Genomic DNA, 26,818 nt, shown 5'->3' with positions numbered 1-26,818 from the left:
CGTGTTCGTCTCACGCGCTGTTTCGTCTCACGCGCCACACCCGTCCCTCCGTCGGGAGACTGACGAATTGCCCACCTCCGAGCGACAAATGTGATGGCGCGCGTCGCAGCCCGTTGTCGCCCGCGCGTCGCCTCTCGTTGTCGCCCCGCGTCGCCTCTCGTTGTCGCCCCGTGCCGCCTCCTGTTGCCGGCCGCGCGTCGCCTCTCGTTGTCGCCCCGCGTCGCCTCCTGTTGCCGGCCGCGCGTCGCCTCCCGTTGTCGCGCGGAGGTGGGCACAAGACCACATCCCTCCCCGGCGCGACCCAATTGACGGATGTGAGGCGCGACCCGAGTGAAGATGTGAGCCGCGACCCAAGTGACGGATGTGACGCCGGGCTAAGCTCAGTCGGTGGCCGCCGTGGAGATGACCGCCGACGTACCGATGAGCCCCCAGCAGATGTGGGACCGGGTCTCCGATCTGTCGGACCTGGGCGACTGGCTGGTCATGCACGAGGGCTGGCGCAGCGAGCTGCCCGACGAGCTCGGCGAAGGCAGCCAGGTCGTCGGCGTGGCCCGCGCCAAGGGCTTCCGCAACCGGGTGACCTGGACGGTGACCAAGTGGGACCCGCCGCACGAGGTCGCGATGGCGGGCTCGGGCAAGGGCGGCACCAAATACGCCGTTTCACTCACCGTGCGACCCACCGGCGAGGGCTCGACGCTCGGCCTGCGCCTGGAACTGGGTGGGCGCCCGCTGTTCGGTCCGGTGGGCGCGGCGGCGGCCCGCGCCGTCAAAGGCGACGTGCAGAAGTCGTTGAAAAACTTCGTCGAGCTGTACGGATAAACCCTGTGGCGATCGCAAGCGCGGCGAAGCCCGGCGCGGCGGGTCGCCTCCGAAATCATCCGTGACACACGCGGCGACACGCCCAACTCGTGTCGGTCCGCGGTCATAGACTGGCGTCCCTATGAACCACTCGTCCTTCGTGCACCTGCATAACCACACCGAGTACTCGATGTTGGACGGTGCCGCGAAGATCGCGCCGATGCTCGCCGAGGTGGACCGGCTGCAAATGCCCGCGGTCGGGATGACCGACCACGGAAACATGTTCGGCGCCAGCGAGTTCTACAACGCGGCGACCAAGGCCGGGATCAAGCCGATCATCGGCGTCGAGGCCTACATCGCGCCCGCGTCGCGGTTCGACACCCGGCGGATCCTGTGGGGTGACCCCGGCCAGAAGTCCGACGACGTCTCGGGCAGCGGCTCCTACACGCACATGACGATGGTGGCCGAGACGCCCACCGGCCTGCGCAACCTGTTCAAGCTGTCCTCGTTGGCGTCGTTCGAGGGCCAGCTCGGCAAGTGGTCGCGGATGGACGCCGAGATCATCGCCGAACACGCCGAGGGCATCATCGCCACCACGGGCTGCCCCTCGGGGGAGGTGCAGACCCGGCTGCGCCTGGGTCACGACCGCGAGGCGCTGGAGTCGGCGGCCAAGTGGCGCGAGATCTTCGGCGCCGACAACTACTTCCTCGAGCTGATGGACCACGGGCTGTCCATCGAGCAGCGGGTCCGCGACGGGCTGCTCGAGATCGGCCGCAAGCTGGGCATTCCGCCGCTGGCCACCAACGACTGCCACTACGTCACCCGCGACGCCGCCCACAACCACGAGGCGCTGTTGTGCGTGCAGACCGGCAAGACGCTCTCGGACCCCAACCGGTTCAAGTTCGACGGCGACGGCTACTACCTGAAGTCGGCCGCCGAGATGCGCCGCATCTGGGACGACGAGGTCCCCGGCGCCTGCGACTCCACCCTGTTGATCGCCGAGCGGGTGCAGCCCTACGACGAGGTCTGGGCGCCGCGCGACCGGATGCCGATCTTCCCGGTGCCCGAGGGGCACGACCAGGCGAGCTGGCTACACCACGAGGTGATGGCGGGGCTGGCGCGCCGCTTCCCGTCCGGCGTCGGCCAGGACTACATCGACCGGGCCGAGTACGAGATCAAGGTCATCTGCGACAAGGGTTTCCCGTCGTACTTTTTGATCGTCGCCGACCTGATCAACTACGCCCGGTCGGTCGACATCCGGGTGGGGCCGGGGCGCGGTTCGGCGGCGGGCTCGCTGGTGGCCTACGCGCTGGGCATCACCAACATCGATCCCATTCCGCACGGCCTGCTGTTCGAGCGGTTCCTCAACCCGGAACGCCCGTCCGCGCCCGACATCGACATCGACTTCGACGACCGCCGTCGGGGCGAAATGGTGCGCTACGCCGCCGACAAGTGGGGCTCCGACCGCGTCGCCCAGGTCATCACCTTCGGCACCATCAAAACCAAAGCGGCCCTGAAGGACTCGGCACGCATCCACTACGGCCAGCCCGGCTTCGCCATCGCCGACCGGATCACCAAGGCGCTGCCGCCGCCGATCATGGCCAAGGACATCCCGCTGTCGGGGATCACCGATCCCGCCCACGAGCGGTACAAGGAGGCCGCCGAGGTCCGCGGCCTGATCGAAACCGACCCCGACGTCCGCACCATCTACCAGACCGCGCGCGGCCTGGAAGGCCTGATCCGCAACGCCGGGGTGCACGCGTGCGCGGTGATCATGAGCAGCGAGCCGCTGACCGAGGCCATTCCGCTGTGGAAGCGGCCGCAGGACGGCGCCATCATCACCGGCTGGGACTACCCGTCGTGTGAGGCCATCGGCCTGCTGAAGATGGACTTCCTGGGCCTGCGCAACCTGACGATCATCGGCGACGCCCTGGATAACATCAAGGCCAACAGGGGAATTGACCTCGACCTGGAATCCGTCCCGCTGGACGACGGACCCACCTACGAGCTGCTGGGCCGCGGCGACACCCTGGGCGTGTTCCAGCTCGACGGCGGGCCGATGCGCGACCTGCTGCGCCGCATGCAGCCCACCGAGTTCAACGACATCGTCGCGGTGCTGGCGCTGTACCGCCCCGGCCCGATGGGCATGAACGCCCACAACGACTACGCCGACCGCAAGAACGGCCGCCAGCCGATCAAGCCGATTCACCCGGAGCTAGAGGAGCCGCTGCGCGAAATCCTCTCCGAGACTTACGGTTTGATCGTCTACCAAGAGCAGATCATGTTCATCGCCCAGAAGGTCGCCTCCTACACGATGGGCAAGGCCGACGCGCTGCGCAAGGCCATGGGCAAGAAAAAGCTCGAGGTGCTCGAGGCCGAGTACAAGGGCTTCTACGAGGGCATGACCGCCAACGGCTTCTCCGAAAAAGCGGTGAAGGCGTTGTGGGACACCATCCTTCCGTTCGCCGGGTACGCGTTCAACAAATCACACGCGGCCGGCTATGGCCTGGTCTCGTACTGGACCGCCTACCTGAAGGCCAACTATCCGGCCGAGTACATGGCCGGGCTGCTGACCTCGGTGGGTGACGACAAGGACAAGGCCGCCGTCTACCTGGCCGACTGCCGCAAGCTGGGCATCACTGTGTTGCCGCCCGACGTCAACGAATCGCTGGTGAACTTCGCCTCGGTCGGAACGGACATCCGTTTCGGGCTGGGTGCGGTGCGCAACGTCGGCGCCAACGTGGTGGGTTCGCTGATCAGCACCCGCAACGGCAAGGGCAAGTTCACCGACTTCTCGGACTACCTGAACAAGATCGACATCGCCGCCTGCAACAAGAAGGTCACCGAGTCGCTGATCAAGGCCGGCGCGTTCGACTCGCTCGGTCACGCCCGCAAGGGCTTGTTCCTGGTGCACACCGACGCGGTCGATTCGGTGCTGGGCACCAAGAAGGCCGAGGCGATCGGCCAGTTCGACCTGTTCGGCGGCGACGACGGGTGCACCGAAGCGGTGTTCACCATCAAGGTGCCCGACGACGAGTGGGAGGACAAGCACAAGCTCGCGCTGGAGCGGGAGATGCTGGGCCTCTACGTGTCCGGGCATCCGCTCAACGGGGTGGCGCACCTGCTCGCCGCGCAGGTGGACACCCAGATCCCGGCCATCCTCGACGGCGACGTGCCCAACGAGACCCAGGTGCGCGTCGGCGGCATCCTCGCGTCGGTCAACCGGCGCGTCAACAAGAACGGGATGCCTTGGGCGTCAGCGCAATTGGAGGACCTCACCGGTGGCATCGAGGTGATGTTCTTCCCGCACGCGTATTCCACCTATGGCGCCGACATCGCCGATGACACCGTCGTGCTGATCAACGCCAAGGTGGCCATCCGCGACGACCGGATCAGCCTGATCGCCAACGAACTTGTGGTACCGGACTTTTCCAGCGCCCAGGTGAACCGGCCGATCGCCGTCAGCCTGCCGACGCGGCAGTGCACCATCGACAAGGTCAGCGCGCTCAAGCAGGTGCTGGCCCGGCACCCGGGGACCTCGCAGGTGCATCTGCGGCTGATCAGTGGGGACCGGATCACAACCCTGGAACTCGATGCCTCGCTTCGGGTGACGCCGTCGCCGGCGTTGATGGGTGACCTCAAGGAGCTGCTGGGCCCGGGCTGCCTGGGCGGCTAGCGGCGCCGAGTGTGCAGCGGGCCGCGCACTCGCCGACGAGTGTGAAGCTGGGCGCACGCTCGCAAACGCTCAGGCGAGCTGCACCCGCACGATGACGCTGTCCGGCCACACCCCGCGGTCACGGGCGCGCCGCACCTTCTCACGCAGACACAGATCCCGGTGCACGTTGGTCACGCCCGGCACCTTGAGCAGCGGCACGATGTTCCACTGCCAGCCATAACGGCGGTGCAGCACGCGGTTCGCCCGCTCGGCGTCGGCGCCAGACAGGACCGTGGCGCGGCCGGGCACCCACGGCGCCCGATCACCCGGACGCACCCGGCCCCGGTAATCGCAGGCCACCAGTTCGACGTCGCCGCGCGCGGCCAGCCGCCGGGTCTTCGGGCCCACCTTCGTTCGGAACACCAATCCGTCGCCGTCGAACGCGAACCAGATCGGGGTGTCGACGGCGGTGCCGTCGCGGCGAAAGGACCGGAGCAGGGCGTAGCGGGATCCGTCCAGTTCCGCTCGTGAGGGGCGTGAGGGGATAGCCATAACCACAGTCAAGGACTTAGAGTTGGCTCTAAGTCAAGCATCGAATCGTCGGGAGGCGCCATGGCCGGTGGCCGCACCATCGGGGAGATATCCCGCCAAACCGGGGTCGCCGCGACGACGCTGCGCTACTACGAGCAGATCGGCCTGGTGCCCGAGCCGACGCGGCGAGGCGGCCAGCGTCGCTACGACGACTCGATTCTGTCCCGGCTCGAGATGATCGCGCTGTGCAAGTCCGCGGGGTTCTCGCTCGACGAGATCCAGCTGCTGTTCGCCGACGACGCGCCCGGACGGCCGGCCAGCCGCGCCCTCGCCGAGGCGAAACTCGCCGAGATCGACGCCCAGCTGGAATCGCTGGCCCGCGCCCGCGCGGTCATCGAGTGGGGGATGCGCTGCACGTGTCCGTCAATTGACGCCTGTACGTGCGGCATTCACACCGCACCGCCGGCCTGAGCCGGCTCGAACCGGTAACGGAGTATCCGCGCTTTACGGGCAGACGCCTTGAACTTTCCGGACATCTTGGTAGCCAACCGAATCCAGCCCGGAAACAACTCGACCTCAGGAGCGTGCGCCAGGCTGGATTCTTCGACCAACCTCAACCGCGGATTCCACGTCTGCGGCACCCGCGCGTCTTTGAAGCCCGGATAGCCCCACTGTGCACCAACCTGGCTGAACATCTGCTGTCGGGCCAGCCTGACCGCAAGCCGGCTGAACCAACCGATGTGCCCGTAGTCGTTGAAGGCCAGCTCCCCGGATTTGAAGTGCTCGGTGATGCGACGGAAGACGCCGACGATCACCGCCTCGGACAAAAACGCGAACAGCCCGTCCGCGATCACCATGGTCGGCCGATCGCTGGGGATGGTCTGGGGCCAGCTCTCGTCGGCCACCGATGCGACGACCGAGTGGGCTTGCCGGCTCGTCGGCAGCAGCCGGTCGCGCAACGCGATGACACCCGGCAGGTCGACGCTGTACCAGTCCACCGTGGCGGGCGGGGCGACTCGAAACAGGCCCGTGTCCAAACCCGCGCCGAGGTCCACCACGACCGCATCGGGGTGGACGGCGGTGAAACCCCGGACCCGGTCATCGAGCATCTTCGCCCGCAGGGCCGACTGGCACACCACGCTCCTGGGGATGCCGAGCGCGCCGAAGTCGTAGTCGATTTTTCGGACGGTCTCGTCGGCGAGCGTGTCGCCCAGGATGGGCCGTGGCCAACGGCTGTCGAGCGCTCGCGCGTACTGGGTCAGCAACGCGGTCTGCTCAAGTGGGGAAAGATCGTGTACGTCAAATCCCGGTTCGGACCGCATAATCGCCAACGTACTAGGTGACCCGAGCGGCGTCGTTGCCGCACCGAAGAATTCGATCAATGTATTCCGTGCTCGCTGACCACCGACGTACGCTACGGAAATGACGACTGCCGAGCATCCGGCCACCCTGTGCGAGGCGTTCCAGCGCACCGCCGCGATCGACCCGAATGCCGTCGCGCTCCGCACGCCCGGCGACACTCAGACGTTGACGTGGCGAGAGCTCGCGACCCAGGTGCGCAAGGTCGCCGCCGGGCTGGCGGGCCTGGGGGTACGGCGGGGCGACACGGTGTCGCTGATGATGGCCAACCGGATCGAGTTCTACCCCTTCGAAATCGGCGCCCAACACCTCGGCGCCACATCGTTTTCCGTGTACAGCACGCTGCCGGCCGAGCAGCTGACGTATCTGTTCGACAACGCCGGCACCAAGGTCGCCATCTGCGAGGCGCAGTACGTGGACCGCATCCGCGCCAGCGGCGCACCCATCGAGCACATCGTCTGCATCGACGGCTCGCCGCCCGGCACCCTCTCCGTGGATGACCTGTATGCCGCCGCGCAGGAGGATTTCGACTTCGAATCCACCTGGCGGGCAGTGCAACCCGGCGACGTCGCCACGCTCATCTACACCTCCGGGACCACCGGAAACCCCAAGGGCGTGGAGATGACCCACGCCAACCTGCTTTTCGAGATGTATGCCTTCGACGCCGTGCTGCCCAGCCGGTACGCCGACCGCGTCACGTCGTTTCTGCCCACGGCGCACATCGCGGACCGGGTGATGGGCCTGTACAGCCTGGAGGTGTTCGGCGCCCAGGTGACGGTGGTCTCCGACCCACGCGCCATCGCCGCCGCGCTGCCCGACGCGCGGCCCACCGTGTGGGGAGCGGTGCCCCGGGTCTGGGAAAAGCTCAAGGCGGGAATCGAATTCGCGATCGCCAACGAGGCAGACGAGGCCACCCGGCAGGCGTTGCAGTGGGCGATGTCGGTGGCCGCCAAGCGCGCCGCCGCACTGGTGGCCTCAGAGCCGATGCCGGATGACCTGGCCGCCGAATGGGCCACGGCCGACGAGCTGGTGCTGTCGAAGCTGCGCGAGCGCCTCGGCTTCGGCGACCTGCGCTGGGCGGTCTCCGGGGCAGCGCCCATCCCCAAGGAGACGCTGGCCTTCTTCGCCGGCATCGGCATTCCGATCGCCGAGGTCTGGGGGATGTCGGAGCTGAGCTGCGTCGCCACCGTCAGCCACCCCCGCGAGGCGCGCCTGGGCTCCGTCGGCAAGCTGCTCCCCGGGCTCGAGGGCAAGATCGCCGACGACGGCGAGTTTCTGGTGCGCGGCCCGCTGGTGATGAGGGGCTACCGCAAGGAGCCGGAGAAGACGGCCGAGGCGATCGACGCCGACGGGTGGCTGCACACCGGCGACATCCTCGAGGCCGACGCGCAGGGCTACCTGCGGGTGGTTGACCGGAAGAAGGAGCTGATCATCAATGCGGCCGGAAAGAACATGTCGCCGGCCAACATTGAGAACTCCATCCTGGCCGCGTGCCCGATGGTCGGGGTGATGATCACCATCGGCGACGGACGGCCCTACAACACCGCGCTCATGGTTTTCGACGCCGACTCGGTCGGCCCCTATGCCGCCCAACGCGGGCTGTCCGACGCGTCGCCCGCCGCGCTGGCGGCCGACCCGGAGGTCGTCGCCCAGATCGCCGCCAGGGTGGCCGCCGGCAACGCGAAACTCTCGCGGGTGGAACAGATCAAACGCTTCCGCATCCTGCCGACGCTGTGGGAGCCCGGCGGCGACGAGATCACGCTGACGATGAAACTCAAGCGCAAGCCGATCATGGCCAAGTACGCCGAGGAAATCGAAGAGCTCTACGCGCTCGACCCGCCGCCCGAGGTGTACGAGCCCTCCGGCGCCGCAACGGTGCAGCCGGCATGATCGGCGGGCCGGCGGGCACCGCCCGTGAGATCGGTCGCGTCGGAGCGCGAAAGCTGTTGCAGCGCACCGGCCTCATCGAGGAGTCGACGACGCCCCTGGCGACCGACCCGGCCGAGGTCGCCCGATTGCTGCGCGCGCCATGGTATGACGAGCGGCTGAGCAAGCTGGCCGACGACCTCGGCCGCGACCCTTCCGCCGTGCGCGCCGAGGCCGCGTCCTACCTGCGGGAGATGGCGCCCTCGCTGGACGAGCGGGCGGTGCGGGCCTGGCGCAGCTTCAGTTGCTGGCTGATGCGGGCATACGACGTGCTGGTCGACGAGGACCAGATCGCCCAGCTGCGCAGGCTGGATCGCAAAGCCACTCTGGCGTTTGCCTTTTCGCATCGCTCGTATCTGGACGGGCTGCTGCTGCCCGAGGTGATCCAGGCCAACCGGCTCTCGCCGGCGCTCACGTTCGGCGGCGCCAACCTGAACTTCTTCCCGATGGGAGCCTGGGCCAAGCGAACCGGGACGATCTTCATCCGGCGTCAGACGAAAGACATTCCCGTCTACCGCTTCGTCTTGCGGGCGTACGCCGCGCAGCTGGTGCAAGACCACGCCAACATGACGTGGTCCATCGAAGGCGGCCGAACCAGGACGGGCAAACTGCGGCCCCCGGTGTTCGGGATCTTGCGGTACATCGCCGACGCGGTCGACGAAATCGACGGCCCCGAAGTGTATTTGGTGCCGACCTCGATCGTGTACGACCAGCTGCACGAGGTGGAGGCCATGACCACCGAGGCCTACGGCGCGACGAAGCGGCCGGAAGACTTCCGCTTCCTGATCCGGCTGGCGCGCCAGCAGGGTGAGCGGCTGGGCCGCGCCTACCTCGACTTCGGTGAACCGCTGCCGCTGCGCAAGCGCCTCGAGGAGCTGCGCGCCTTGCAAAAAACATCAGAGTCCGGCGCCAGCACCGAGATCGAACGCATCGCGCTGGACGTCGAGCACCGGATCAACCGCGCCACCCCCGTCACCCCGACCGCGGTGGTGAGCCTCGCGCTGCTGGGCGCCGACCGCTCGCTGTCGATCAGCGAGGTGCTGGCCACCGTGCGGCCGCTGGCGAGCTACATCGCGGCGCGCAACTGGACGGTGGCCGGCGCCGCCGACCTGACGAATCGCTCCACCATCCGCTGGACCCTGCACCAGCTGGTCGCCTCCGGCGTCGTGAGCGTGTATGACGCCGGCACCGAACCGGTCTGGGGCATCGGGGCGGAGCAGCACCTGGTCGCCGCGTTCTACCGCAACGCCGCCATTCACATCGTGGTCGACCGCGCGATCGCCGAGACGGCGCTGCTGGCCGCCGTCGAAGACGCCGAGGCCTCGGTCGAGGGCCTGGTCCAGCCGACGGCCGTGCGCGATGAGGCGCTGCGCCTGCGCGAGTTGCTGAAGTTCGAGTTCCTGTTCTCGGCGCGCGCGCAGTTCGAGAAGGAGCTCACCGACGAGGTGCGCCTGATCGGACGGGTGGACGACACCCGCAAGGCCGCCCACGCGGCCGACGTACGCGGCCTGCTGGAGAAGGCCGACGTGCTGCTGGCGCACCTCGTGCTGCGCCCGTTCCTCGACGCCTACCACATCGTGGCCGACCGGCTCGCCGCCTACGACGACGAATCGTTCGACGAGGACGCGTTTCTCGCCGAGTGCCTCGAGGTGGGCAAGCAATGGGAGTTGCAGCGCAGGATCGCCAGCGCCGAGTCGCGGTCGATGGAGTTGTTCAAGACGGCGCTGCGACTGGCCCGGCATCGCGAGTTGGTCGACGGCGTCGACGGGCCGGACATCGCACGACGCCGGCGTGAGTTCGCCGACGAGATCGCCACCGCGGTCCGGCGCGTCAACGCCATCGCGGAGCTGGCCAGGACCTGCTGATCACTCGTCCACCGGGCGCGCGGGTTCACGGACCATTAACGTTTGGTCGCGATAGTGCGTTGGCCCTATCGGTGAAGCGAGGATCTGATGAGTGACGAGTCGACCGGGCAGGCCCGCCCGCTGATCGGGTACATCACCCATGAGATCGCGCCGCAGATCACCCCCGCGCCGATCGGGCGGACGTGGATGTCGGAGATGCGTCAGGGCTGGCCCCACCGGTGCCTGCCGATGCTGATCGCCAATCAGAGCGGCTGGGAGGTGCGCAACCGCAACGCGTTCACGGCGACGTGGATGGGCGGGGACGACCGCACCAGCCTGATGATCGCGCCCGACACCCGCGAGAGCGGCCAGTTCCTGCCCTCCAGCCACTTCGGCTACGGCATCTTGACCTGGCATCTGCCGATGCTGTTTCGCACCCCGCCGGGCTACAACCTGTTGGTGCGGGGTCCGGCGAACCATCCCAAGGACGCCATCTCCGCGTTGGAAGGCGTCGTCGAAACCGATTGGTCCAGTTCGAGTTTCAGCATGAACTGGAAATTCACCCGCGAGTTCATGCCGGTGCGCTTCGAGGTCGACGAGCCGATCTGCATGATCGTCCCGCAGCGCCGCGCCGAACTGGAGGAGTTCGCCCCCGAACTTCGGCCCATCGAGTCCGACGAGGAACTGCATCGCAAGCACGAGTTCTTCCTGGGCTCACGCGGCGCGCTGGGACGCGAGCAGGAGACGGCCGACGGCGCCCCCGGCGAGCGGGTGCCGTGGCAGGGCGACTACACCCGGGGCCGCCACGCCGACGGCGAGTCCGGGGCCGACGACCACCAGACGAAGCGCCGCCTGCGTCCCTTCGCCGCGCACGAACCCGAGCACCGGGACTAGCGCGATTGCCCGCCTCCCAGCGACAGCGGTGTGGACGAGCCGTAACCAACCTGGGGGTCCTGGCCGGACCTACACTTTCTAGTTATGAACAAGGTTACGAGGGTCTTGTTTGCGCTGTTGCTCGCGTTCGCGGTCTCAACTACCTCGGTGAGCTGCGTACCTCCCTACTGCCCCCTCACCGGCGGCCCGGCCGTCATCTGCTAGTCACCCGCGGCCACTGAGGGGTGAAACCGCTCGCCGCACGGATAAGCCAACCGCGTGGCTGGCCTTCGGCAGCGCAGCCGTTGGAATCGTATTTGGCGAATCAGGCTGGGCGGTCATAGATCTGGGACCTCGAGCGCGAAGCCCATGTTTTGAGTGTGGCTGGGCGCGCCGCGGTTCACAGCCTCGATGGTTTGCGTCTTGGTGTGCTTGACCGCGTCGCGTGACGGCCGCAGCGCCACGAGGGGGAGCAAGGTAGAGATCGCCATGTGCCACGAACAATGAGAACCGGCCGTTGTCGCTCGGAGGTGGGCATTGGCGCTATCCCCTCGAGCCGTGACCCGTGGGGCCGGTGCGGCCCCTGTGGCGAACTCAGTCACCGCAGACCGGGCGCCGCGCTTAAAGTTGGTGGCATGCCGCTTTCTGGAGAGTACGAGCCGTCGCCCTGGGACTGGTCTCGCGAGCAAGCCGACAAGTACGCCGCGTCGGGGGGCGCCGAGGCCGCCGACATGAAGGGCAAGCCGATCATCCTGCTGACCACGGTCGGCGCCAAGACCGGCAAACTCCGCAAGACGCCGCTGATGCGGGTCGAGCACGACGGCCAGTACGCCGTCGTCGCCTCGCTCGGCGGGGCGCCGAAAAACCCGGTCTGGTACCACAACATCAAGAAGAACCCCCGGGTGGAGTTGCAGGACGGCTCCGTCACCCGCGACTACGACGCCCGCGAGGTGTTCGGCGACGAGAAGGCCGTCTGGTGGGAGCGGGCCGTCGCGGCGTGGCCGGAGTACGCCGAGTATCAGACCAAGACCGACCGCCAGATCCCGGTGTTCGTGCTGACCCCGGTCGGCTGAATTCCGGAGTTGGCCAGCTGGCATGGCACCATTAATCAGTGTCCGCTGAATTGAGCCGCCCTCCGAGCGTCGCGCCGCTGACCGCGGCGGACATCGACACCGCGGCCAAGCGGATCGCGGCCGTCGTGACGCCGACCCCGTTGCAGTTCAGCGACCGGTTGTCGGCCATCACCGGCGCGCGGGTCTACCTCAAGCGCGAGGACCTGCAGATCGTGCGCTCCTACAAACTGCGGGGCGCCTACAACCTGCTGGTTCAGCTCTCCGAGACGGAGCTGGCCGCGGGCGTGGTGTGCTCGTCGGCGGGCAACCACGCCCAGGGCTTCGCCTACGCGTGCCGGATGTTGCAGGTACACGGCCGCGTCTACGTGCCCGCCAAGACGCCCATGCAAAAGCGTGACCGCATCCGCTACCACGGCGGGGACTTCATCGAGCTGATCGTCGGTGGAACGACCTACGACCTTGCCGCCGAGGCCGCGCTGGCCGACGTGGAAAGCACCGGCGCCACCCTGGTCCCGCCCTACGACGACCCGCGCACCATGGCGGGCCAGGGCACCATCGCCGTCGAACTGCTCGACCAACTCGAGACCGAGCCGGACCTGGTGGTGGTCCCGGTGGGCGGCGGCGGCTGCATCGCCGGCATCACCAGCTACCTCGCCGAGCGGACCGAGAACACGTCGGTGCTCGGCGTCGAGCCGGCCGGCGCCGCAGCGATGATGGCCGCCCTGTCCGCCGGCGAGCCGGTGACGCTGGATCACGTCGACCAGTTCGTCGACGGCGCCGCGGTGCGCCGCGCCGGCGACCTAACCTACGCCGCGCTGGCGGCCGCCGGCGACATGGTGTCGATCACCGCGGTCGACGAGGGAGCGGTGTGCACCACGATGCTCGACCTCTACCAGAACGAGGGCATCATCGCCGAACCCGCGGGCGCCCTGTCGGTGACGGGATTGCTGGACGCGGATATCGAGCCCGGCTCGACGGTGGTGTGCCTGATCTCCGGAGGCAACAACGACGTCTCGCGCTACGGCGAAGTGCTGGAGCGCTCGCTGGTCCACCTCGGCCTCAAGCACTACTTCCTGGTCGACTTCCCGCAGGAGCCCGGCGCCCTGCGCCGGTTCCTCGACGAGGTACTCGGACCCAACGACGACATCACGCTCTTCGAGTACGTCAAGCGCAACAACCGGGAGACCGGCGAGGCGCTCGTCGGCATCCAGTTGGGATCCTCGGCCGACCTGGACGGCCTGCTGTCGAGGATGCGCGCGACGGAGCTGCACGTCGAAACCCTGAAACCCGGGTCGCCCGCCTACCGCTACCTGCTGCTCTAGTCGTCGGGCCGCGTTACATGCACGAGCCGTATGGACCCGGGACCCCCGGTTTCGGGGTGGTCAGCGCCGCCACCATCGCCTTGCTCGTGCTGCTCGCGTGGGCGGCCATCCGGGTCGCCCGGCGCGGGCGCCTGCTGCGGGGCCTGCGGGAGAGGGTGTCGGGCGTCGCCGTGATCGGCGAGACCCTGGCGTGGGCGCGCGAGCGGATCAGCGACCGCTGGCGGGCGCTGGCCGGCCGGCTGCCGATCAGCGAGGTCGCCGCCGTGGCGCTGCTGCTCGGGCTGGCCGTGGTCGTGACGCTGGCGGTCGGCTTCACCGAAGTGCTCGACGACGTGCTCGAGGGCGACGGCATCGCCGTGATCGACCACCCGGTGACCCGGTGGCTTGCGACCCATCGTGACCTGTGGCTGACCACCGTCCTGCGGACGATCACCGTCGCGGGCGGCCCCCTGTTCCTGGCCGCGTTCGCCCTGCCGATTGCCATGGTGGCCGGTTGGCGGTGCGGGTCGTGGCGCCCGGTGGTGCTCGCCCTGGCGTGCGGCGCCGGGGTCCCGTTGATGCTCTTCACCGCCAAGGCCTTGGTGGGGCGGAATCGCCCGGCCCTGCCGTTCGCCCTCGTCGACGCGGACGGATACTCGTTTCCCTCCGGACACGCCACCGGCACGGCGGCGATCATGGTCATCTCCGCGTGGATATTGACCCGCTGGCTGATCCGGGGGTGGGCCGGGCGCGTGACGGTGTGGGCCGTCACGATCGGCGCGGGGTTCCTGATCGGGTTCTCGCGCGTCTACCTGGGCGTCCATTACCTCAGCGACGTGCTCGCGGGCTGGCTGCTGGGCATGGCCTGGGCGGGCGCGGTCATGGTCGTCGGAACCTGGTGGGACAACACCCGACGGGCCCGCGACCGGCAACCGGGGGCGTGAGCTCAGCCCCGGCGCCGGCCGAGGTGTGGCGGCGCGGGAATGGCGGGATCGAGGTCGGCGGCCGGCACCGGCGTCCCGGCCGTCAGGGTCAGCGGCACCACGCCGGCCCAGTGGGGCAGCGGGAGGTCCTGCGGGTCGTCGGCCGGGGGACCGCCGCGCACCTTGGCCGACACCTCGACGAGGTCGAGCGCGAGCACCCCGGTCGCGGCGAGCTCACGGGCGTCGGGGGCCCGGCAGTCGGCGGCGCGCCCGGGCGCGATGTGGTCGAGCAGGCAGCCCAAAGCCCGCGACTTCTCCGCCGGGTCGTCGACCACGCGCGCCTCACCCACCGCGACCACCGAGCGGAAGTTCACCGAGTGGTGCATCGCCGAGCGCGCCAGCACCAGCCCGTCGACCAGGGTGACGGTGACGCACACCGGCAGGCCCGAACCCGCTGCCTCGGCCGCCCGCGCCGCCAGGAGCGGGCCGCCGCCGGTCGAACCGTGCAAATAGAGCGTCTCGTCCAGCCGGGCGTGCGTGGTCGGCAGGACCACCGGGCGGCCGGCGCTCAGGTATCCCAGATGGCAGACCAGCGCCTCGTCGAGGATGTCGTGGACGGTGCGACGGTCGTAGCGGGCGCGTTCCCGGTAGCGGGTCGGGGTGGTGCGTGAGGTCGGCGGGTATGCGGTGTCCACGGAATTGCCCATTGATTTGTCCTAGTACATAATGTAATGCGTGCCAGTACAAAACAGCATAACCGGAACCGGCGCGGATTCCATAGCCGCGAGCATCGAAGCGGCGATCTCGGCCGGCTCCCTGACCCCCGGCGACGCGCTGCCGCCCGTCCGCGAGCTGGCCACGCAGCTCGGCGTGAACGCCAACACCGCCGCCGCGGCCTACCGCCTGCTGCGCGATCGCGGCGCCGTCGAGACCGCCGGCCGCCGGGGCACCCGGGTGCGGCACCGGCCGGCGACCAGCCCGCGTTCGCTGCTCGGGCTCGAGGTGCCCGCGGGCGTGCGCGACCTGTCGACCGGCAACCCGAACCCGCACCTGCTGCCCATCGCGGGCACCGCCCCGCCCGCACCGGCGCCCGCCGCGCCCGTGCTCTACGGTGGGCCGGCGATCTCGCCGGCGCTGGAGGAGTTCGCCCGCCACGCGCTGATCGCAGACGGGGTGCCCGCCGAACACCTGGCGGTGACCAGCGGCGCGCTGGACGGCATCGAGCGCGCGCTCACCGCGCATCTGCGCCCCGGCGATCGGGTCGCCATCGAGGATCCGGGGTGGGCGAACCTGCTCGATCTTCTTGCCGCCCTGGGGCTTTCGGCCGAGCCGGTGCGCGTGGACGACGACGGGCCGTTGACCGCCGACCTGGCCCGGGCCCTCGGGCGCGGGGTACGCGCGCTGGTCCTGACCAACCGCGCGCAGAACCCGACTGGTGCCGCGCTATCGGCGCAACGCGCCGAGGTCCTGCGTGAGGTGTTGGCGCGCCGCGCCGAGGACCTGCTGGTGGTCGAGGACGATCACTGCGCGGGCATCGCCGGCGTACCGCTGCGCACCCTGGCCGGCTGCACCGCCCACTGGGCGTTCGTCCGCTCGGCGTCCAAGGCCTACGGCCCGGACCTGCGCGTGGCCGTGCTGGCCGGTGACCACCGGACCGTCGAGCGCGTGCATGGCCGCCTGCGGCTCGGGCCGGGCTGGGTCAGCCACCTGTTGCAACGGCTGGCCGTCGGCCTGTGGTCCGACAGCGCGGCAGCCGAGCTGGTCGCCGACGCCGAGCGGCACTACGCCGACCGCCGGTCGCGGCTGTGCGACGCCCTGGCCGGCCGCGGTCTCGACGCGCACGGACGGTCCGGGCTCAACGTGTGGGTGCCGGTTCCCGACGAGGCGGTCGCGATCTCACGGCTGCTCGGCGCGGGCTGGGCGGCGGCGCCGGGCGCCCGATTCCGCATGCGGACTCCGGCGGGGATCCGGCTGACGATCTCGGACCTGGCGCCCGACGAGATCGATCCACTCGCCGACGCGGTCGCCCAGGCGGTGCGCCCCGACGGCCGGCCCATCGTGTAGCCGCAGGTCAGGCGGTCTCGTCGTCACCCGGGCCGGGGCCGGTCCATAACAGCTCGATGGTGGGGTTGGGTGGCGCGTCGCGGCGCACGGTGCGCCGGGTGTTCAGGCCGCGGCGGGTCGGATTGTGCGAGCAGATCCGCCGCAGTTTGTGACCGAATTCAGAATGATTCATGGCCGCATCATCGGGGTCGACGCCCCGCGGCCGCCACTCAGTTATCCACAGCCCGCGCGGGTGCGGCGAGGATGGCGAACGAATGGCCTTGCAGCACAGCGCCGTCGGCGTCGACGGCCGGCTCCTCCCAGGCCAGCACGACCTCGCCGCCGACCGGCACCCGCACGGGCTCGGCGCCCAGGTTGCACACGATGCGCAGCTGCCCGCGCGACACGGCGATCCAGCCCTGGTCCTCGTCGTAGTCGACCGCGAGGTGCTCGAGCCAGGGATCGGCGAGGTCGGGGTCGGTGCGCCGCAACGCGATCAGGTCGCGATACAGCCGGCGCAGGCGGGCGTGTTCGCCGGTGTCGACCTCGTCCCAGTTCAGCTTGGAGCGCGCGAACGTCTCGGGGTCCTGCGGGTCGGGGATCTCGTCGGCGTCCCAGCCGTGCTCGGCGAACTCGGCCTTGCGTCCCTCGGCGGTTGCCCTGGCCAGCTCCGGTTCGGGATGGGAGCTGAAGAACTGGAACGGCGTGGCCGCCGCGTATTCCTCACCCATGAAAAGCATTGCGGTGTAGGGGGATCCGAGCGCCAGAGCCGCCTTGATGGCCAGCTGGCCGCCGGTCAGGTTCTGTGAGGGGCGATCCCCCAGGGCGCGGTTGCCGACCTGATCGTGGGTGCAGGTGTAGGCGACCAGGCGGGTCGCCGGAATGGCTCCGGTGTCCAGCGGGCGGCCGTGGCGGCGACGCCGGAACGACGAATAGGTCGCGGCGTGAAAGAAGCCCTGGCGCAACGTGTGCGCCAGGGTGGCCAGGCTGCCGAAGTCGCCGTAGTAGCCCTGGCGCTCGCCGGACACCGCGGTGTGGATGGCGTGATGAACGTCGTCGGCCCATTGCGCGGTCAGACCGTAGCCGCCGCGATCGCGCGGGGTGATCAGCCGCGGGTCGTTCAGGTCGCTCTCGGCGATCAGCGACAACGGGCGCCCCAACTGCTGTGCCAGCCAGTCGGTTTCGGTGGCAAGTTCTTCGAGGATATGGATGGCGGTGGTGTCCACCAGTGCGTGGACGGCGTCCAGCCGCAGACCGTCGGCATGAAAATCGCGCATCCAGCGCAACGCGCAGCCGATGATGTAGCGGCGGACCTCGTCGGAGTCGGCGTCGGCGATGTTGATGCCCTCGCCCCACGGGTTGCTCGCCGAGGACAGGTAGGGGCCGAACCGCGGCAGGTAGTTGCCCGACGGGCCCAGGTGGTTGAACACCGCGTCGATCAGCACGCCCAGCCCCTTCGCGTGGCAGGCGTCGACGAAGCGCACCAGCGCGTCGGGGCCGCCATAGGGCTCGTGCACGCTGTACCACAACACCCCGTCGTATCCCCAACCGTGGCTGCCGGCAAAGGAATTCACCGGCATCAGCTCGACGAAGTCCACGCCGAGATCCACCAGATAGTCCAGCTTGTCGATGGCGGCGTCGAGGGTCCCGGCACCGGTGAACGTCCCCAGGTGCAGCTCGTAGATCACCGCGCCTTCGACCGACCGGCCGGCCCACCCGGTGTCGGTCCACGTCGCGCCGGCCGGGTCCCACAGCTGGGAGCGGGCGTGCACGCCCTCGGGCTGGCGCGCGGAGCGCGGGTCGGGCAGCACGGTGGGGTCGTCGTCGAGCAGGTACCCGTAGCGGGCGTCCGGCGCGGTGTCCACGCTCGCATGCCACCAGCCGTCCCGCGAGCGCGTCATGGGGTGCACCTGGCCCTCGACGTCGAGCCGGACCCGTTCGGGTTTGGGCGCCCACACCCGGAAGTCAGTCATGGTGCCGCTCCAGCAGCACGACCGGCAGGTCGGCGAACAACTGGGCCGCCGAGGTCGGTCCGTCCGCGACCGCCCCGGTGAGCGCGTCTTTCCAGGTGCCGTCGGGCAGCGGCAAAACGGTGTTGCCCCAGCCGCTTTCGGCCAGCCGCACCGTCCAGCGGGTCACCGCGACCACGATGTCTCCGCCATTTGAGCCCCGGCGGAAGGCCACCACGTGGTCGGCGGCGTCGCCGTCGGCCAGCACCGGGACGTAGTCGCCCCGCAAGAAGCTGTCCGGGTGGGCGCGGCGCACGCGCAGCGCGGTGGTGACGACCCGGATCTTCGGGTGCTGCAACTCGTGCAGGGCGGCGCGCCGGGCCGCGTAGTCGACCGGCCGGCGATTGTCCGGATCGACCAGGCTGTCGTCCCACAGCTCGGTGCCCTGATAGACGTCCGGAATCCCCGGCACGGTCAGCGCCAGCAGCTTCTGACCCAGCGCGTCACTGGCGGCGTGCGGATTGAGTTGCGCGACAAGCTCGGTCAGTTGCCCGGCCACCGGGCCGTCGAGCACCGTGTCCAGCCAGCGGTGGATCGCGTCCTCGAAGTCGGTGTCGGGGTCGTTCCACGAGGTGTGCCAGGCCGCTTCCCGGATGGCCTTCTCCGCGTAGCCGTGCAGCCGCTCGCGCAGCTCGCGGGTGACCTGCCCGCTGACCGGCCACACGCCGAAGATGTTCTGCCACAGGAACTGTCCGGTCGCCGGGTCGGGGGAGGGGGCGCGGGTCTCCCAGCGGGCGACGAACTCGGCCCACAGCGACGGCACCTGCGACAGCACCCCGATCCGGGCGCGCACGTCCTCTCCGCGTTTGGTGTCGTGGGTGGTCAGCGTCGTCATGGCCTGCGGCCACATCCGGGCGCGGCTGGCGGCGCTGTGATGGAACTCGGCCGCGCCGACCCCGAAGCGGTGCGGCTCGCCGCCCACCTCGTTCAGCGATACCAACCGGGCGTCGCGATAGAACAGGCAGTCCTCGACAGACTTTGCGGTGACGGCCCCGCACAGCTGCTGTAGCCGGGTGGCCGGCTCGCCGCCGCGGGCCAGCGCCGCGGCCAGCACCTGCAGCGCCGGGCCCAATTCCGGTGCGGCCGCCTCGGTTTCGGCCAGTGCGGTGGGCAACAGCGCGACCAGGCCGGGGTAGTCGCTGCGGTAGACGCCGAGGTGGGTGAGCAACGCCGCCACCGCCGCGGGCAGCTGCGGGTGGTCGGCGCCGGCGGCGGCAGCGATGCTGCGGCGCAGCCGGGACAGCTCGCTGCCCAACGTGTCGGTGGCCGAACGGATCTTGAGGTCGGCCAGCATGTCCGGCAACGCCCGGTAGTCCACGCCGGAGGACTCCACCAGCGCGGTCAGCGCCGGGGCGCCCTGCGGATCCACGAAGAGGCCGCCGACCTCACGCAGCACGTCGTAACCGGTGGTGCCGCCGACCGGCAGGGTGGGCTCGAGCGCCTCGTCGACCGCCAGGATCTTCTCGATCACGATCCAGGCCGAGGGGCCGACCAATTCGCGTAACCACGCCAGGTAGCCGCACGGATCGGACAGGCCGTCGGGGTGATCGATGCGCACACCGTCGACGAGCCCCTCGGCGAACCACCGCCCGACTTCGGCGTGCGTGGCGTCGAAGACCGCGCGGTCTTCCTGGCGCAGCCCCGCCAGCGAGGTGATCGAGAAGAACCGGCGGTAGCCGCACACGCCGTTGCGCCAGCCCACCAGGCGGTAGTGCTGGCGATCGTGCACCTCGGGACCGGTGCCGCCGGCGGTGCCGGGCGCGATCGGCAGCGCCAGATCGCCCAGGCGCAGCACGTCCCCGTCGACGGTCAGGTCGGCGGCGTCCTCGTCGGAGCCCAGCACCGGCAGCACGATGCGGCCATCCTGGTCGAGGTCCCAGTCGATGTCGAAAAACGTTGCGTAGGGCGAAGAACGGCCGTTCCGCAGGACGTCCCACCACCAGGGGTTCTGCCGGGGCTGGTCGATTCCGACGTGGTTGGGCACGATGTCGACGACCAGTCCCAGGCCACGCGCCCGCGCCGCCGCCGACAGCCGCGCCAGGCCGTCACGGCCGCCGAGTTCGGGGGACACCGTCGTGGGGTCGGTGACGTCGTAGCCGTGGCTCGACCCGGTGGTCGCGGTCATGATCGGGGACAGGTACAGGTGCGTCACCCCGAGGTCGTCCAGGTAGTCCAGCAGGTCTTCCGCGTCGGAGAAGGTGAACGCGGACCCGCTCGACTCACCACGCAGCTGCAGCCGATAGGTGGACAGGATGGGTAAATCCATGCGTCACAGAGTCTTACGCAAGATGAGCAACGAGCGTGAGGGCAACGACACCTTCTCCTCGGCGGTCACCACCTGGTCGGGACCCTCTTTGCTGCCCGTCGGTTCGTTGGTGTCCAGTTCCACCGTCCACTCCTGCGCATAGTCGTCGGGCGGCATCGAGAACTCCACCGGATCGTCGCCGGCGTTGAAGCACAACAGGAATGAGTCGTCGACCACCCGCTCCCCGCGGGCGTTCGGCGCGGTGATGGCGTCACCGTTGAGGAAGACGGCCACGCACTTGTGAAAGCTCTCGCCCCAATCCTCGTGCGTCATCTCGCGGCTGCTCGGATTCAGCCAGGCGATGTCACGCACCTCGTCGCCGCTGCGGATCGGCTCGCCCTCGAAGAACCGGCGCCGGCGGAACACCGGGTGCTGCTTGCGCAGGGCGGTCACCTTGCGCGCGAACGCCAGCAGGTCGGAGTTCTTGTCGACCAAAGACCAATCCATCCAAGACAATTCGGAGTCCTGGCAGTAAACGTTGTTGTTGCCGTTCTGGGTACGCCCGAGCTCGTCGCCGTGGGCGATCATCGGCGTGCCCTGGCTGACCATCAGCGTCGCCCAGAAGTTGCGCATCTGTCGGTAGCGCAGCTCGGTGATGTCGGGGTCGTCGGTGGGGCCCTCGACGCCACAGTTCCACGAGCGGTTGTGGCTTTCGCCGTCCCGGTTGTCCTCGCCGTTGGCCATGTTGTGCTTTTCGTTGTAGGACACCAGGTCATTGAGCGTGAAGCCGTCGTGCGCCGTGACGAAGTTGATGCTGGCGCTGGGGCGCCGGCCGGTCGCCTCGTACAGGTCCGACGACCCGGTCAGCCGGGAGGCGAACTCACCCAGGGTTGCGGGCTCACCCCGCCAGTAATCGCGCACAGTATCGCGATACTTCCCGTTCCACTCGGTCCACAAACCCGGGAAGTTTCCGACTTGATAGCCGCCCTCGCCGACGTCCCACGGCTCGGCGATCAGTTTGACCTGGCTGACGATCGGATCCTGCTGCACCAGATCGAAAAACGCGCTCAACCGGTCGACGTCGTGCAGTTCGCGGGCCAGCGTGGCGGCCAGGTCGAAGCGGAATCCGTCGACGTGCATCTCGGTCACCCAGTAGCGCAGCGAGTCCATGATCAGCTGCAGCACGTGCGGGTGGCGCGGGTTGAGGCTGTTACCGGTGCCGGTGTAGTCCTTGTACAGCCGCAGGTCGCCGTCGACGAGCCGGTAGTACGCGGCGTTGTCGATGCCCCGGAAATTGATGGTCGGCCCCAGGTGATTGCCCTCGGCGGTGTGGTTGTAGACGACGTCGAGGATCACCTCGATGCCCGCCTCGTGGAAGCTGCGCACCATGGACTTGAACTCGGCGACGCTGGAGTTGCGGTTGGCGGCGTATTGGTTGTGCGGGGCGAAGAACCCGAACGTGTTGTAGCCCCAGTAGTTTCGCAATCCCAGGTCGAGCAGTCGCGAGTCGTGCATGAACTGGTGCACCGGCATCAGTTCGATGGCGGTGACGTTGAGCGACTTGAGATGGTCGATGATCGCCGGGTGGGCCAGGCCGGCGTAGGTGCCCCGCAGTTCCTCCGGGACGCTGGGGTGGTTCTGCGTCATGCCCTTGACATGCGCCTCGTAGATGACGGTTTCGTGGTAGGGGGTCAGCGGGGCTCGGTCGGATCCCCAGTCGAAGAACGGGTTGCTCACCACGCTGGTCATGGTGTGGCCCAGCGAGTCGACCATGGGGGGAGTTCCCGGGTCGGCCCCGTCGGCGTTGGGTCCCTCGGGGTCCCTTTCCCGGTAGGCCTTCAGGTCGTAGGAGAACAGCGCCTGGCCGAACGCGAAATCGCCGTGAAAAGCCTTGCCGTACGGGTCGAGCAACAACTTGCTGGGGTCGCACCGGTGACCCGCCGCCGGGTCGAAGGGGCCGTAGACGCGAAACCCGTAGCGCTGGCCCGGGTTGATGTTGGGCAGATAGGCGTGCCAGACGTATCCGTCCACCTCCTCCAGGGGAATCCGCGACTCGCCGCCCCGGTGGTCGATCAGGCACAGCTCGACCTTTTCGGCGATTTCGGAGAACAGGGAGAAGTTGGTCCCGGCGCCGTCGTAGGACGCCCCGAGCGGATATGGGTTTCCCGGCCAGACGGTGGCGAGTTTGGGTTCTTGGTGACCGCCTGGTTCTGAAGCGGAATTGTTGGTGGACACCTATCGACCTTATCCGCGGCGCGGGACCCTCACGAACGTACGGCGGTCCGCGAGGCGGTTCACCACCAGCCGGTGTTCTCGGCGATCTGGCGGCCCAGTTCTGGCGCCATGGTCCGCATGTAGGTGGGGGACAGGTGGTGGGCGCCGTGGTAGACCAGGATGTTGCCCTCGACCGGGCGGCACACGTCGGCGCGGCAGATCGCGTCGGACATGTCGAGCACCTTGAGCTGCGGGAATTGGCTGACGAAGTCGAGGGTCTGGTTGCGGTCGGAGAGCAGGTCGGACCGCTTGATCGCGCATGACTGCGCGGTCGCGCCCCGTTTGGCCAGGCAGTCCGCCGGGTCGAACGGCTGGCCGTTCTTCACCAGCCACGGGGTGTCTCGCATTCCGAGGATGGGAATGTTGTTGTCGGACAACGTTTGCCAAATCCCGATGTAGGTGGCGGGCATCACGTCGCCGGACTTGATGTTCCACGGCCGGGTGGTCGTAGTGAAGACGTAGTCGGGGCGGTCGGTGACCAGTTTGGTCATCGTCTGTTGCACCCACTCGCGGCACTGCGGGTAGGGGGCGTTGTTGCCCATGATCAGCGGGACCTGCTCGGTCGACAGCGGGCAGCCCATCTTGAGATACGTCACGACCTTGAAGTGGTGCAGCTTGCCCAGGATGTCCAGCGCGGGCAGCCAGTGCTCGGCGTGCGACCCGCCCGCCAGCGCGATCGTGCGCTCGGCGGCGGCATCGCCGTAGGTGCAGTTGACCACCGCGGGGTTGACGAAGTCGCTGATGCACCCGTCCTTGGTCGAGGCTGGCAGGTCCTGCTTCACCTCCAAGACCGTGGGCCGCATCGGCAGTTTCGGCACGCGCACGCGTTCGGTCAGGGCCCGTGCGCCGGGATAGTCCTGCGGGTTGAGGACGCTGAGCTCCTTGCCCGCCGACCGCAGCACCGTGACGTGTTGACGCCACGTGAACGACGTCGCCGTCAGCGTCACGCCCAGCAGCACGACCGCCGATCCCAGCACCAGCGTCGGCCGCCGGAGGCGGGCCAGCCACCGGGTGGTCGGCGCGGCCGGACGGGGTGCCGGCTTCGAGGCGGCCCGGTAGCGCAGGGGGTCCTCGACGAGCCGGTTGGTCAGGTACGCCAGCACGCCCGACACCACCAGCAGCACCGCGCCTTCGAGGAACGTGGCGTGCTTGTGACCGGTATAGGACAGCCAGAAGATGAGCAGCGGCCAATGCCAGAGGTAGAGCGAATACGCCATGGCGCCCAGCTCGACCAGCGGACGCGTCGCCAGCAGCCGATTGGGCAGCGGCAGCCGGCCCTGGGCGCCGCGCTCGCCCGTCGAGCCGGCTCCGACGAGGATCAGCAGCATGGCGGCGCCGACGGGGACCAGGGCCCACGGGCCGGGGAACTCGCGCACGCCGTCGATGAGCGCCCCGCACGACAGCACCGCGCCCAGCGCGACCGTCGCCAGCGCCGTGCGCAACCACATGGGCCAGCGGATGCGGGTCACCAGCGCCCCGACCAGCGCCCCCAGCAGCAACTCCCAGCCGCGCGCGAAGCTGTCGTAATAGGCGGCCGTCTGGTTGTCCTGGTGCGCGATGATCGCGTAGACGAACGAGGCCAGCGTCAGCGCGCTCAGCACCACCAGGAACACCGTCTTCAGCCGGGCGCCCGGCCGACGCCCGCACAGGTACGCCAGGCCGGCGATCACGACGAGGAAGCTGACGTAGAACTGGCCCTGCACCGACATCGACCAGATGTGCTGCAGGGGGCTGACGGCCTCGCCGGCGCGCAGGTAGTCGGAGGCGGTGTTGGCCAACTCCCAGTTCTGGTAGTAACCGAGGCTGGCGAGGCTCTGGTCGGCGAAGGCCTCCCAGCGGGTTTCCGGCTGAACCAGGATGGTGAGCACCGCGCACCCGGCCAGCACGACGACGAGGGCCGGAACGAGGCGACGGATGAGCCGGATCACCTCGGCCACCGGCGACAGGGTGACCGCCGGGTTCAACGCGGCGCGAATGATCTTGCCGCCGAAGAAGAATCCGGACAGCGCCAGGAAGACGTCGACGCCGCCGGAGACGCGGCCGAACCAGATGTGGAACACGGCGACGAGCGCGATCGCAATGCCGCGCAAGCCGTCGAGGTCGTCGCGATAGAACCCCTGCGACCCCCAGGATTCCGCGGTGGGCGCCCCCGAGTCCCCCGGATCGGCGGCGGCGATCGGTGCGGAAGGACGTGTCGGGGTCTGCATGATCGACCGCTAATTTACCCAAAACCCGCCACCCGTTCCCGACCGCGCGCGGCGGGGGAGCGAGTGGCGGGCGTCGGAAGGCAGCGGACGACCCGTGGGAATTACCGGGTGAGACCGGCGCCCGCCGGCTGCAACGGGGCCTGCTGGGTGGGCAGCTGCTGCACGGGTGCCTGCTGTAACGGCGACTGTTGTGTCGGTGCCAGCTGCAACGGCGCACGCTGGGTCGGCACCTGCTGCGCCGGCGCCTGCTGCGTGGGGACCTGCTGCAGCGGCGCCTGCTGCGTCGGGACCTGCTGCAACGGCGCCTGCTGGGTGGGCAGTTGCTGCTGCGGCGCTTGCGTGAACGGGGACTGCTGCACCGGCGCCTGCTGCAACGGCGCCTGTTGTGTCGGCGCCTGCTGAGCCGGTGCCTGCTGCAATGGCGCCTGCTGAGCCGGAGCCTGCTGGGTGGGCAGCTGCTGAGCCGGGGCCTGTGGCGTCGGCGCGGAAGCGCCGAGGATGCGGACCATGTAGGGCGTCATGCCGTTGGCGCGCACCGGCGAGACCTGCACGACGTCGCCGACCTCGAGCATCTGGTTGTTGCCCAGGTACATCGCGACGCTTTGCGTGCCTTCGGGTCCGTAGAAGATCAGGTCACCCTTGCGGGCCTGCTGCGGCAGGATCTTCTGGCCGACGCGGTAGATCGCCCCGGAGGAACGCGGCAGCTTCACGCCGGCACCGGCGTACGCGTACTGCATCAGCCCCGAGGCGTCGAAACCGACGGTGTTGGCGCCCGTACCGGTGCCGCGGGTGGGGCCGTTGATGCCGCCCCCGGCCCAGGAGAACGGCACGCCGCGCTGCGACAGACCGCGGGCGATCACCACGTCGGTGGCCTGCTGATAGTCCATCGACCTGGCGCCCGGGTCGGCGGTCGCGACGGTGGGAACCACCATCGGCGCCCCGAGCAGGGCCAAACCGATCGCGAGGGCGTAGATGCGTTTCATGTTTCTGGCCTCTCAGGCGCTCGTGGGGCCTCGACGCGGTGACCTCGCGCGTCCGCCCCCGGTTCATGGATCGGGCGACGGCCCCCACGCTGGGGCCGCGCCGTCCATGGCACTTGCGTAGTGAACCGGCCCGTCAGACTGGCCGTATTCACATCAGTCACAACCGTAACTTTGACAACAGATGGTGTTAGCCGCCAGGGCCCCGGGGGATTATTTGTCGTACCGTGACCGGACGGTGACTGGCGCGGCCCAATCCCGTATGCGCAGTTGTGATTTCGGTCTCAGCCGGCTACGACGTAGCCATCCCGTCACGGGGCGGAGACGCCGGCCCGATCAGAGCCAATAGCGTTCGCTGAACAAGGTCAGCATCGTTCCCGCCGCCGAGCTCACCATGACCAGCGCCAGAGCCAGAACCGGCCAGAAAGACATGTACCAGCCCTTCAGGATGGACACCACCGGGCCGATGACGGCGGCGGTGAGGGCCGCCCCGATCCCGCCCCACACCACCGGGTGGATGTACAGATCCAGCCCGAAGGGAACCGGCCCGCAGGTCTCGTCCGCGCAGACATGCGCCAGGAAGCCGAAAAGCCGCGACGGCCAGGTCGTCGCCGTGGCCAGCACGGCGAGCAGGACCAGCAGGGTGACGGTGCAGACGACGTCCCACACCGCCAGCCGCACCCGGATCACCCGCGGCGCCCCGGGGGCCTCGGCGTCGTAATCCACCAGGTCGGGTGCGGGCCCTGCGCTGTCGGGCTGCTGCGGCGTGGCCATGAT

At 69.0% G+C, this 26,818-nt stretch carries 19 protein-coding genes and 1 pseudogene; 10 read left to right on the top strand and 10 right to left on the bottom strand.

Going from position 1 to position 26,818, the window contains the following annotated elements:
- Positions 1-387 precede the first annotated feature (387 nt).
- Together OCU_RS39850 and dnaE are read left to right on the top strand one after the other, a co-directional pair.
- A complete protein-coding gene (locus tag OCU_RS39850) occupies positions 388-819 on the top strand; it encodes a type II toxin-antitoxin system Rv0910 family toxin (RefSeq protein ID WP_008257858.1) in 432 nt (143 codons plus the stop codon).
- Positions 820-940: 121 nt separating this feature from the next.
- Positions 941-4,474, top strand: a complete 3,534-nt coding sequence (dnaE, locus tag OCU_RS39845) for a DNA polymerase III subunit alpha (protein ID WP_008257857.1) — start codon at positions 941-943, stop codon at positions 4,472-4,474.
- A 69-nt stretch (positions 4,475-4,543) separates the two neighbouring features.
- On the opposite strand, the gene OCU_RS39840 is transcribed toward dnaE, so the two are convergent.
- On the bottom strand, positions 4,544-5,005 hold the full coding sequence (locus tag OCU_RS39840) for a PPOX class F420-dependent oxidoreductase (RefSeq protein WP_008257855.1): 462 nt from the start codon (positions 5,003-5,005) through the stop codon (positions 4,544-4,546).
- A 60-nt stretch (positions 5,006-5,065) separates the two neighbouring features.
- On the opposite strand from OCU_RS39840, the gene OCU_RS39835 reads away from it, so the two are divergent.
- The gene (locus tag OCU_RS39835; RefSeq protein ID WP_009955511.1) at positions 5,066-5,455 is read left to right on the top strand and encodes a helix-turn-helix domain-containing protein; all 390 of its coding nucleotides are present in this window, start codon (positions 5,066-5,068) and stop codon (positions 5,453-5,455) included.
- On the opposite strand, the gene OCU_RS39830 is transcribed toward OCU_RS39835, so the two are convergent.
- Positions 5,434-6,306, bottom strand: a complete 873-nt coding sequence (locus tag OCU_RS39830) for a class I SAM-dependent methyltransferase (protein ID WP_009955512.1) — start codon at positions 6,304-6,306, stop codon at positions 5,434-5,436. The two genes, OCU_RS39835 and OCU_RS39830, sit on opposite strands and share 22 nt — an antisense overlap.
- Positions 6,307-6,406: 100 nt before the next feature.
- On the opposite strand from OCU_RS39830, the gene fadD11 reads away from it, so the two are divergent.
- The 6 genes from fadD11 to OCU_RS39800 all read left to right on the top strand — a co-directional run bounded on the left by fadD11 (position 6,407) and on the right by OCU_RS39800 (position 14,304).
- Complete coding sequence (fadD11, locus tag OCU_RS39825) at positions 6,407-8,233, top strand: fatty acid--CoA ligase FadD11 (protein WP_014380383.1); 1,827 nt, start codon at positions 6,407-6,409, stop codon at positions 8,231-8,233.
- Positions 8,230-10,134 carry a lysophospholipid acyltransferase gene (locus OCU_RS39820; RefSeq protein ID WP_009955517.1) on the top strand — a complete coding sequence of 635 codons (1,905 nt, stop codon included), beginning with the start codon at positions 8,230-8,232 and terminating at the stop codon, positions 10,132-10,134. Before fadD11 ends, OCU_RS39820 begins: the two co-directional genes overlap by 4 nt.
- 87 nt (positions 10,135-10,221) lie before the next feature.
- On the top strand, positions 10,222-11,007 hold the full coding sequence (locus tag OCU_RS39815) for a DUF6065 family protein (RefSeq protein WP_008257843.1): 786 nt from the start codon (positions 10,222-10,224) through the stop codon (positions 11,005-11,007).
- A gap of 614 nt (positions 11,008-11,621) precedes the next feature.
- Positions 11,622-12,059 (top strand): nitroreductase family deazaflavin-dependent oxidoreductase, encoded by a 438-nt coding sequence (locus OCU_RS39810; protein WP_009955520.1) that lies wholly within the window; start codon positions 11,622-11,624, stop codon positions 12,057-12,059.
- Between the two features lie 38 nt (positions 12,060-12,097).
- Positions 12,098-13,381, top strand: a complete 1,284-nt coding sequence (gene ilvA, locus OCU_RS39805; protein WP_008257839.1) for a threonine ammonia-lyase — start codon at positions 12,098-12,100, stop codon at positions 13,379-13,381.
- A 17-nt stretch (positions 13,382-13,398) separates the two neighbouring features.
- On the top strand, positions 13,399-14,304 hold the full coding sequence (locus OCU_RS39800) for a phosphatase PAP2 family protein (RefSeq protein ID WP_020188589.1): 906 nt from the start codon (positions 13,399-13,401) through the stop codon (positions 14,302-14,304).
- Between the two features lie 2 nt (positions 14,305-14,306).
- Here OCU_RS39800 and OCU_RS39795 read toward each other — a convergent pair whose 3' ends face one another.
- Positions 14,307-14,990 (bottom strand): pyridoxamine 5'-phosphate oxidase family protein, encoded by a 684-nt coding sequence (locus tag OCU_RS39795; RefSeq protein WP_014380380.1) that lies wholly within the window; start codon positions 14,988-14,990, stop codon positions 14,307-14,309.
- Between the two features lie 28 nt (positions 14,991-15,018).
- Between OCU_RS39795 and OCU_RS39790 the strand changes: the two genes are divergently transcribed.
- Complete coding sequence (locus OCU_RS39790; RefSeq protein ID WP_014380379.1) at positions 15,019-16,347, top strand: aminotransferase class I/II-fold pyridoxal phosphate-dependent enzyme; 1,329 nt, start codon at positions 15,019-15,021, stop codon at positions 16,345-16,347.
- A gap of 7 nt (positions 16,348-16,354) precedes the next feature.
- Here the strand turns inward: OCU_RS39790 and OCU_RS51420 are convergent, their stop codons facing one another.
- From OCU_RS51420 to OCU_RS39760, 7 genes and pseudogenes are all read right to left on the bottom strand, one after another.
- The gene (locus OCU_RS51420; protein WP_009954057.1) at positions 16,355-16,519 is read right to left on the bottom strand and encodes a hypothetical protein; all 165 of its coding nucleotides are present in this window, start codon (positions 16,517-16,519) and stop codon (positions 16,355-16,357) included.
- A gap of 37 nt (positions 16,520-16,556) precedes the next feature.
- Complete coding sequence (gene treZ / locus OCU_RS39785) at positions 16,557-18,299, bottom strand: malto-oligosyltrehalose trehalohydrolase (RefSeq protein ID WP_009954058.1); 1,743 nt, start codon at positions 18,297-18,299, stop codon at positions 16,557-16,559.
- Positions 18,292-20,601 carry a malto-oligosyltrehalose synthase gene (treY, locus tag OCU_RS39780; RefSeq protein WP_014380377.1) on the bottom strand — a complete coding sequence of 770 codons (2,310 nt, stop codon included), beginning with the start codon at positions 20,599-20,601 and terminating at the stop codon, positions 18,292-18,294. Before treY ends, treZ begins: the two co-directional genes overlap by 8 nt.
- Before the next feature lie 3 nt (positions 20,602-20,604).
- Positions 20,605-22,815, bottom strand: coding sequence for a glycogen debranching protein GlgX (glgX, locus tag OCU_RS39775; RefSeq protein ID WP_014380376.1), 2,211 nt, complete (start codon positions 22,813-22,815; stop codon positions 20,605-20,607).
- Positions 22,816-22,874: 59 nt separating this feature from the next.
- The gene (locus OCU_RS39770) at positions 22,875-25,061 is read right to left on the bottom strand and encodes an acyltransferase family protein (RefSeq protein WP_014380375.1); all 2,187 of its coding nucleotides are present in this window, start codon (positions 25,059-25,061) and stop codon (positions 22,875-22,877) included.
- Between the two features lie 314 nt (positions 25,062-25,375).
- Positions 25,376-26,044 (bottom strand): annotated as a pseudogene (gene ripD / locus OCU_RS39765) (NlpC/P60 family peptidoglycan-binding protein RipD); the annotation flags it as partial.
- 333 nt (positions 26,045-26,377) lie between these two features.
- Entirely contained in the window at positions 26,378-26,815 is a 438-nt protein-coding gene (locus tag OCU_RS39760) for a hypothetical protein (protein ID WP_008257820.1), read from the bottom strand.
- Positions 26,816-26,818: the final 3 nt, after the last annotated feature.

It is taken from the genome of Mycobacterium intracellulare ATCC 13950, from assembly GCF_000277125.1.
Lineage (GTDB): Bacteria > Actinomycetota > Actinomycetes > Mycobacteriales > Mycobacteriaceae > Mycobacterium > Mycobacterium intracellulare.
This window is presented reverse-complemented; position numbering and strand designations above follow the sequence as displayed.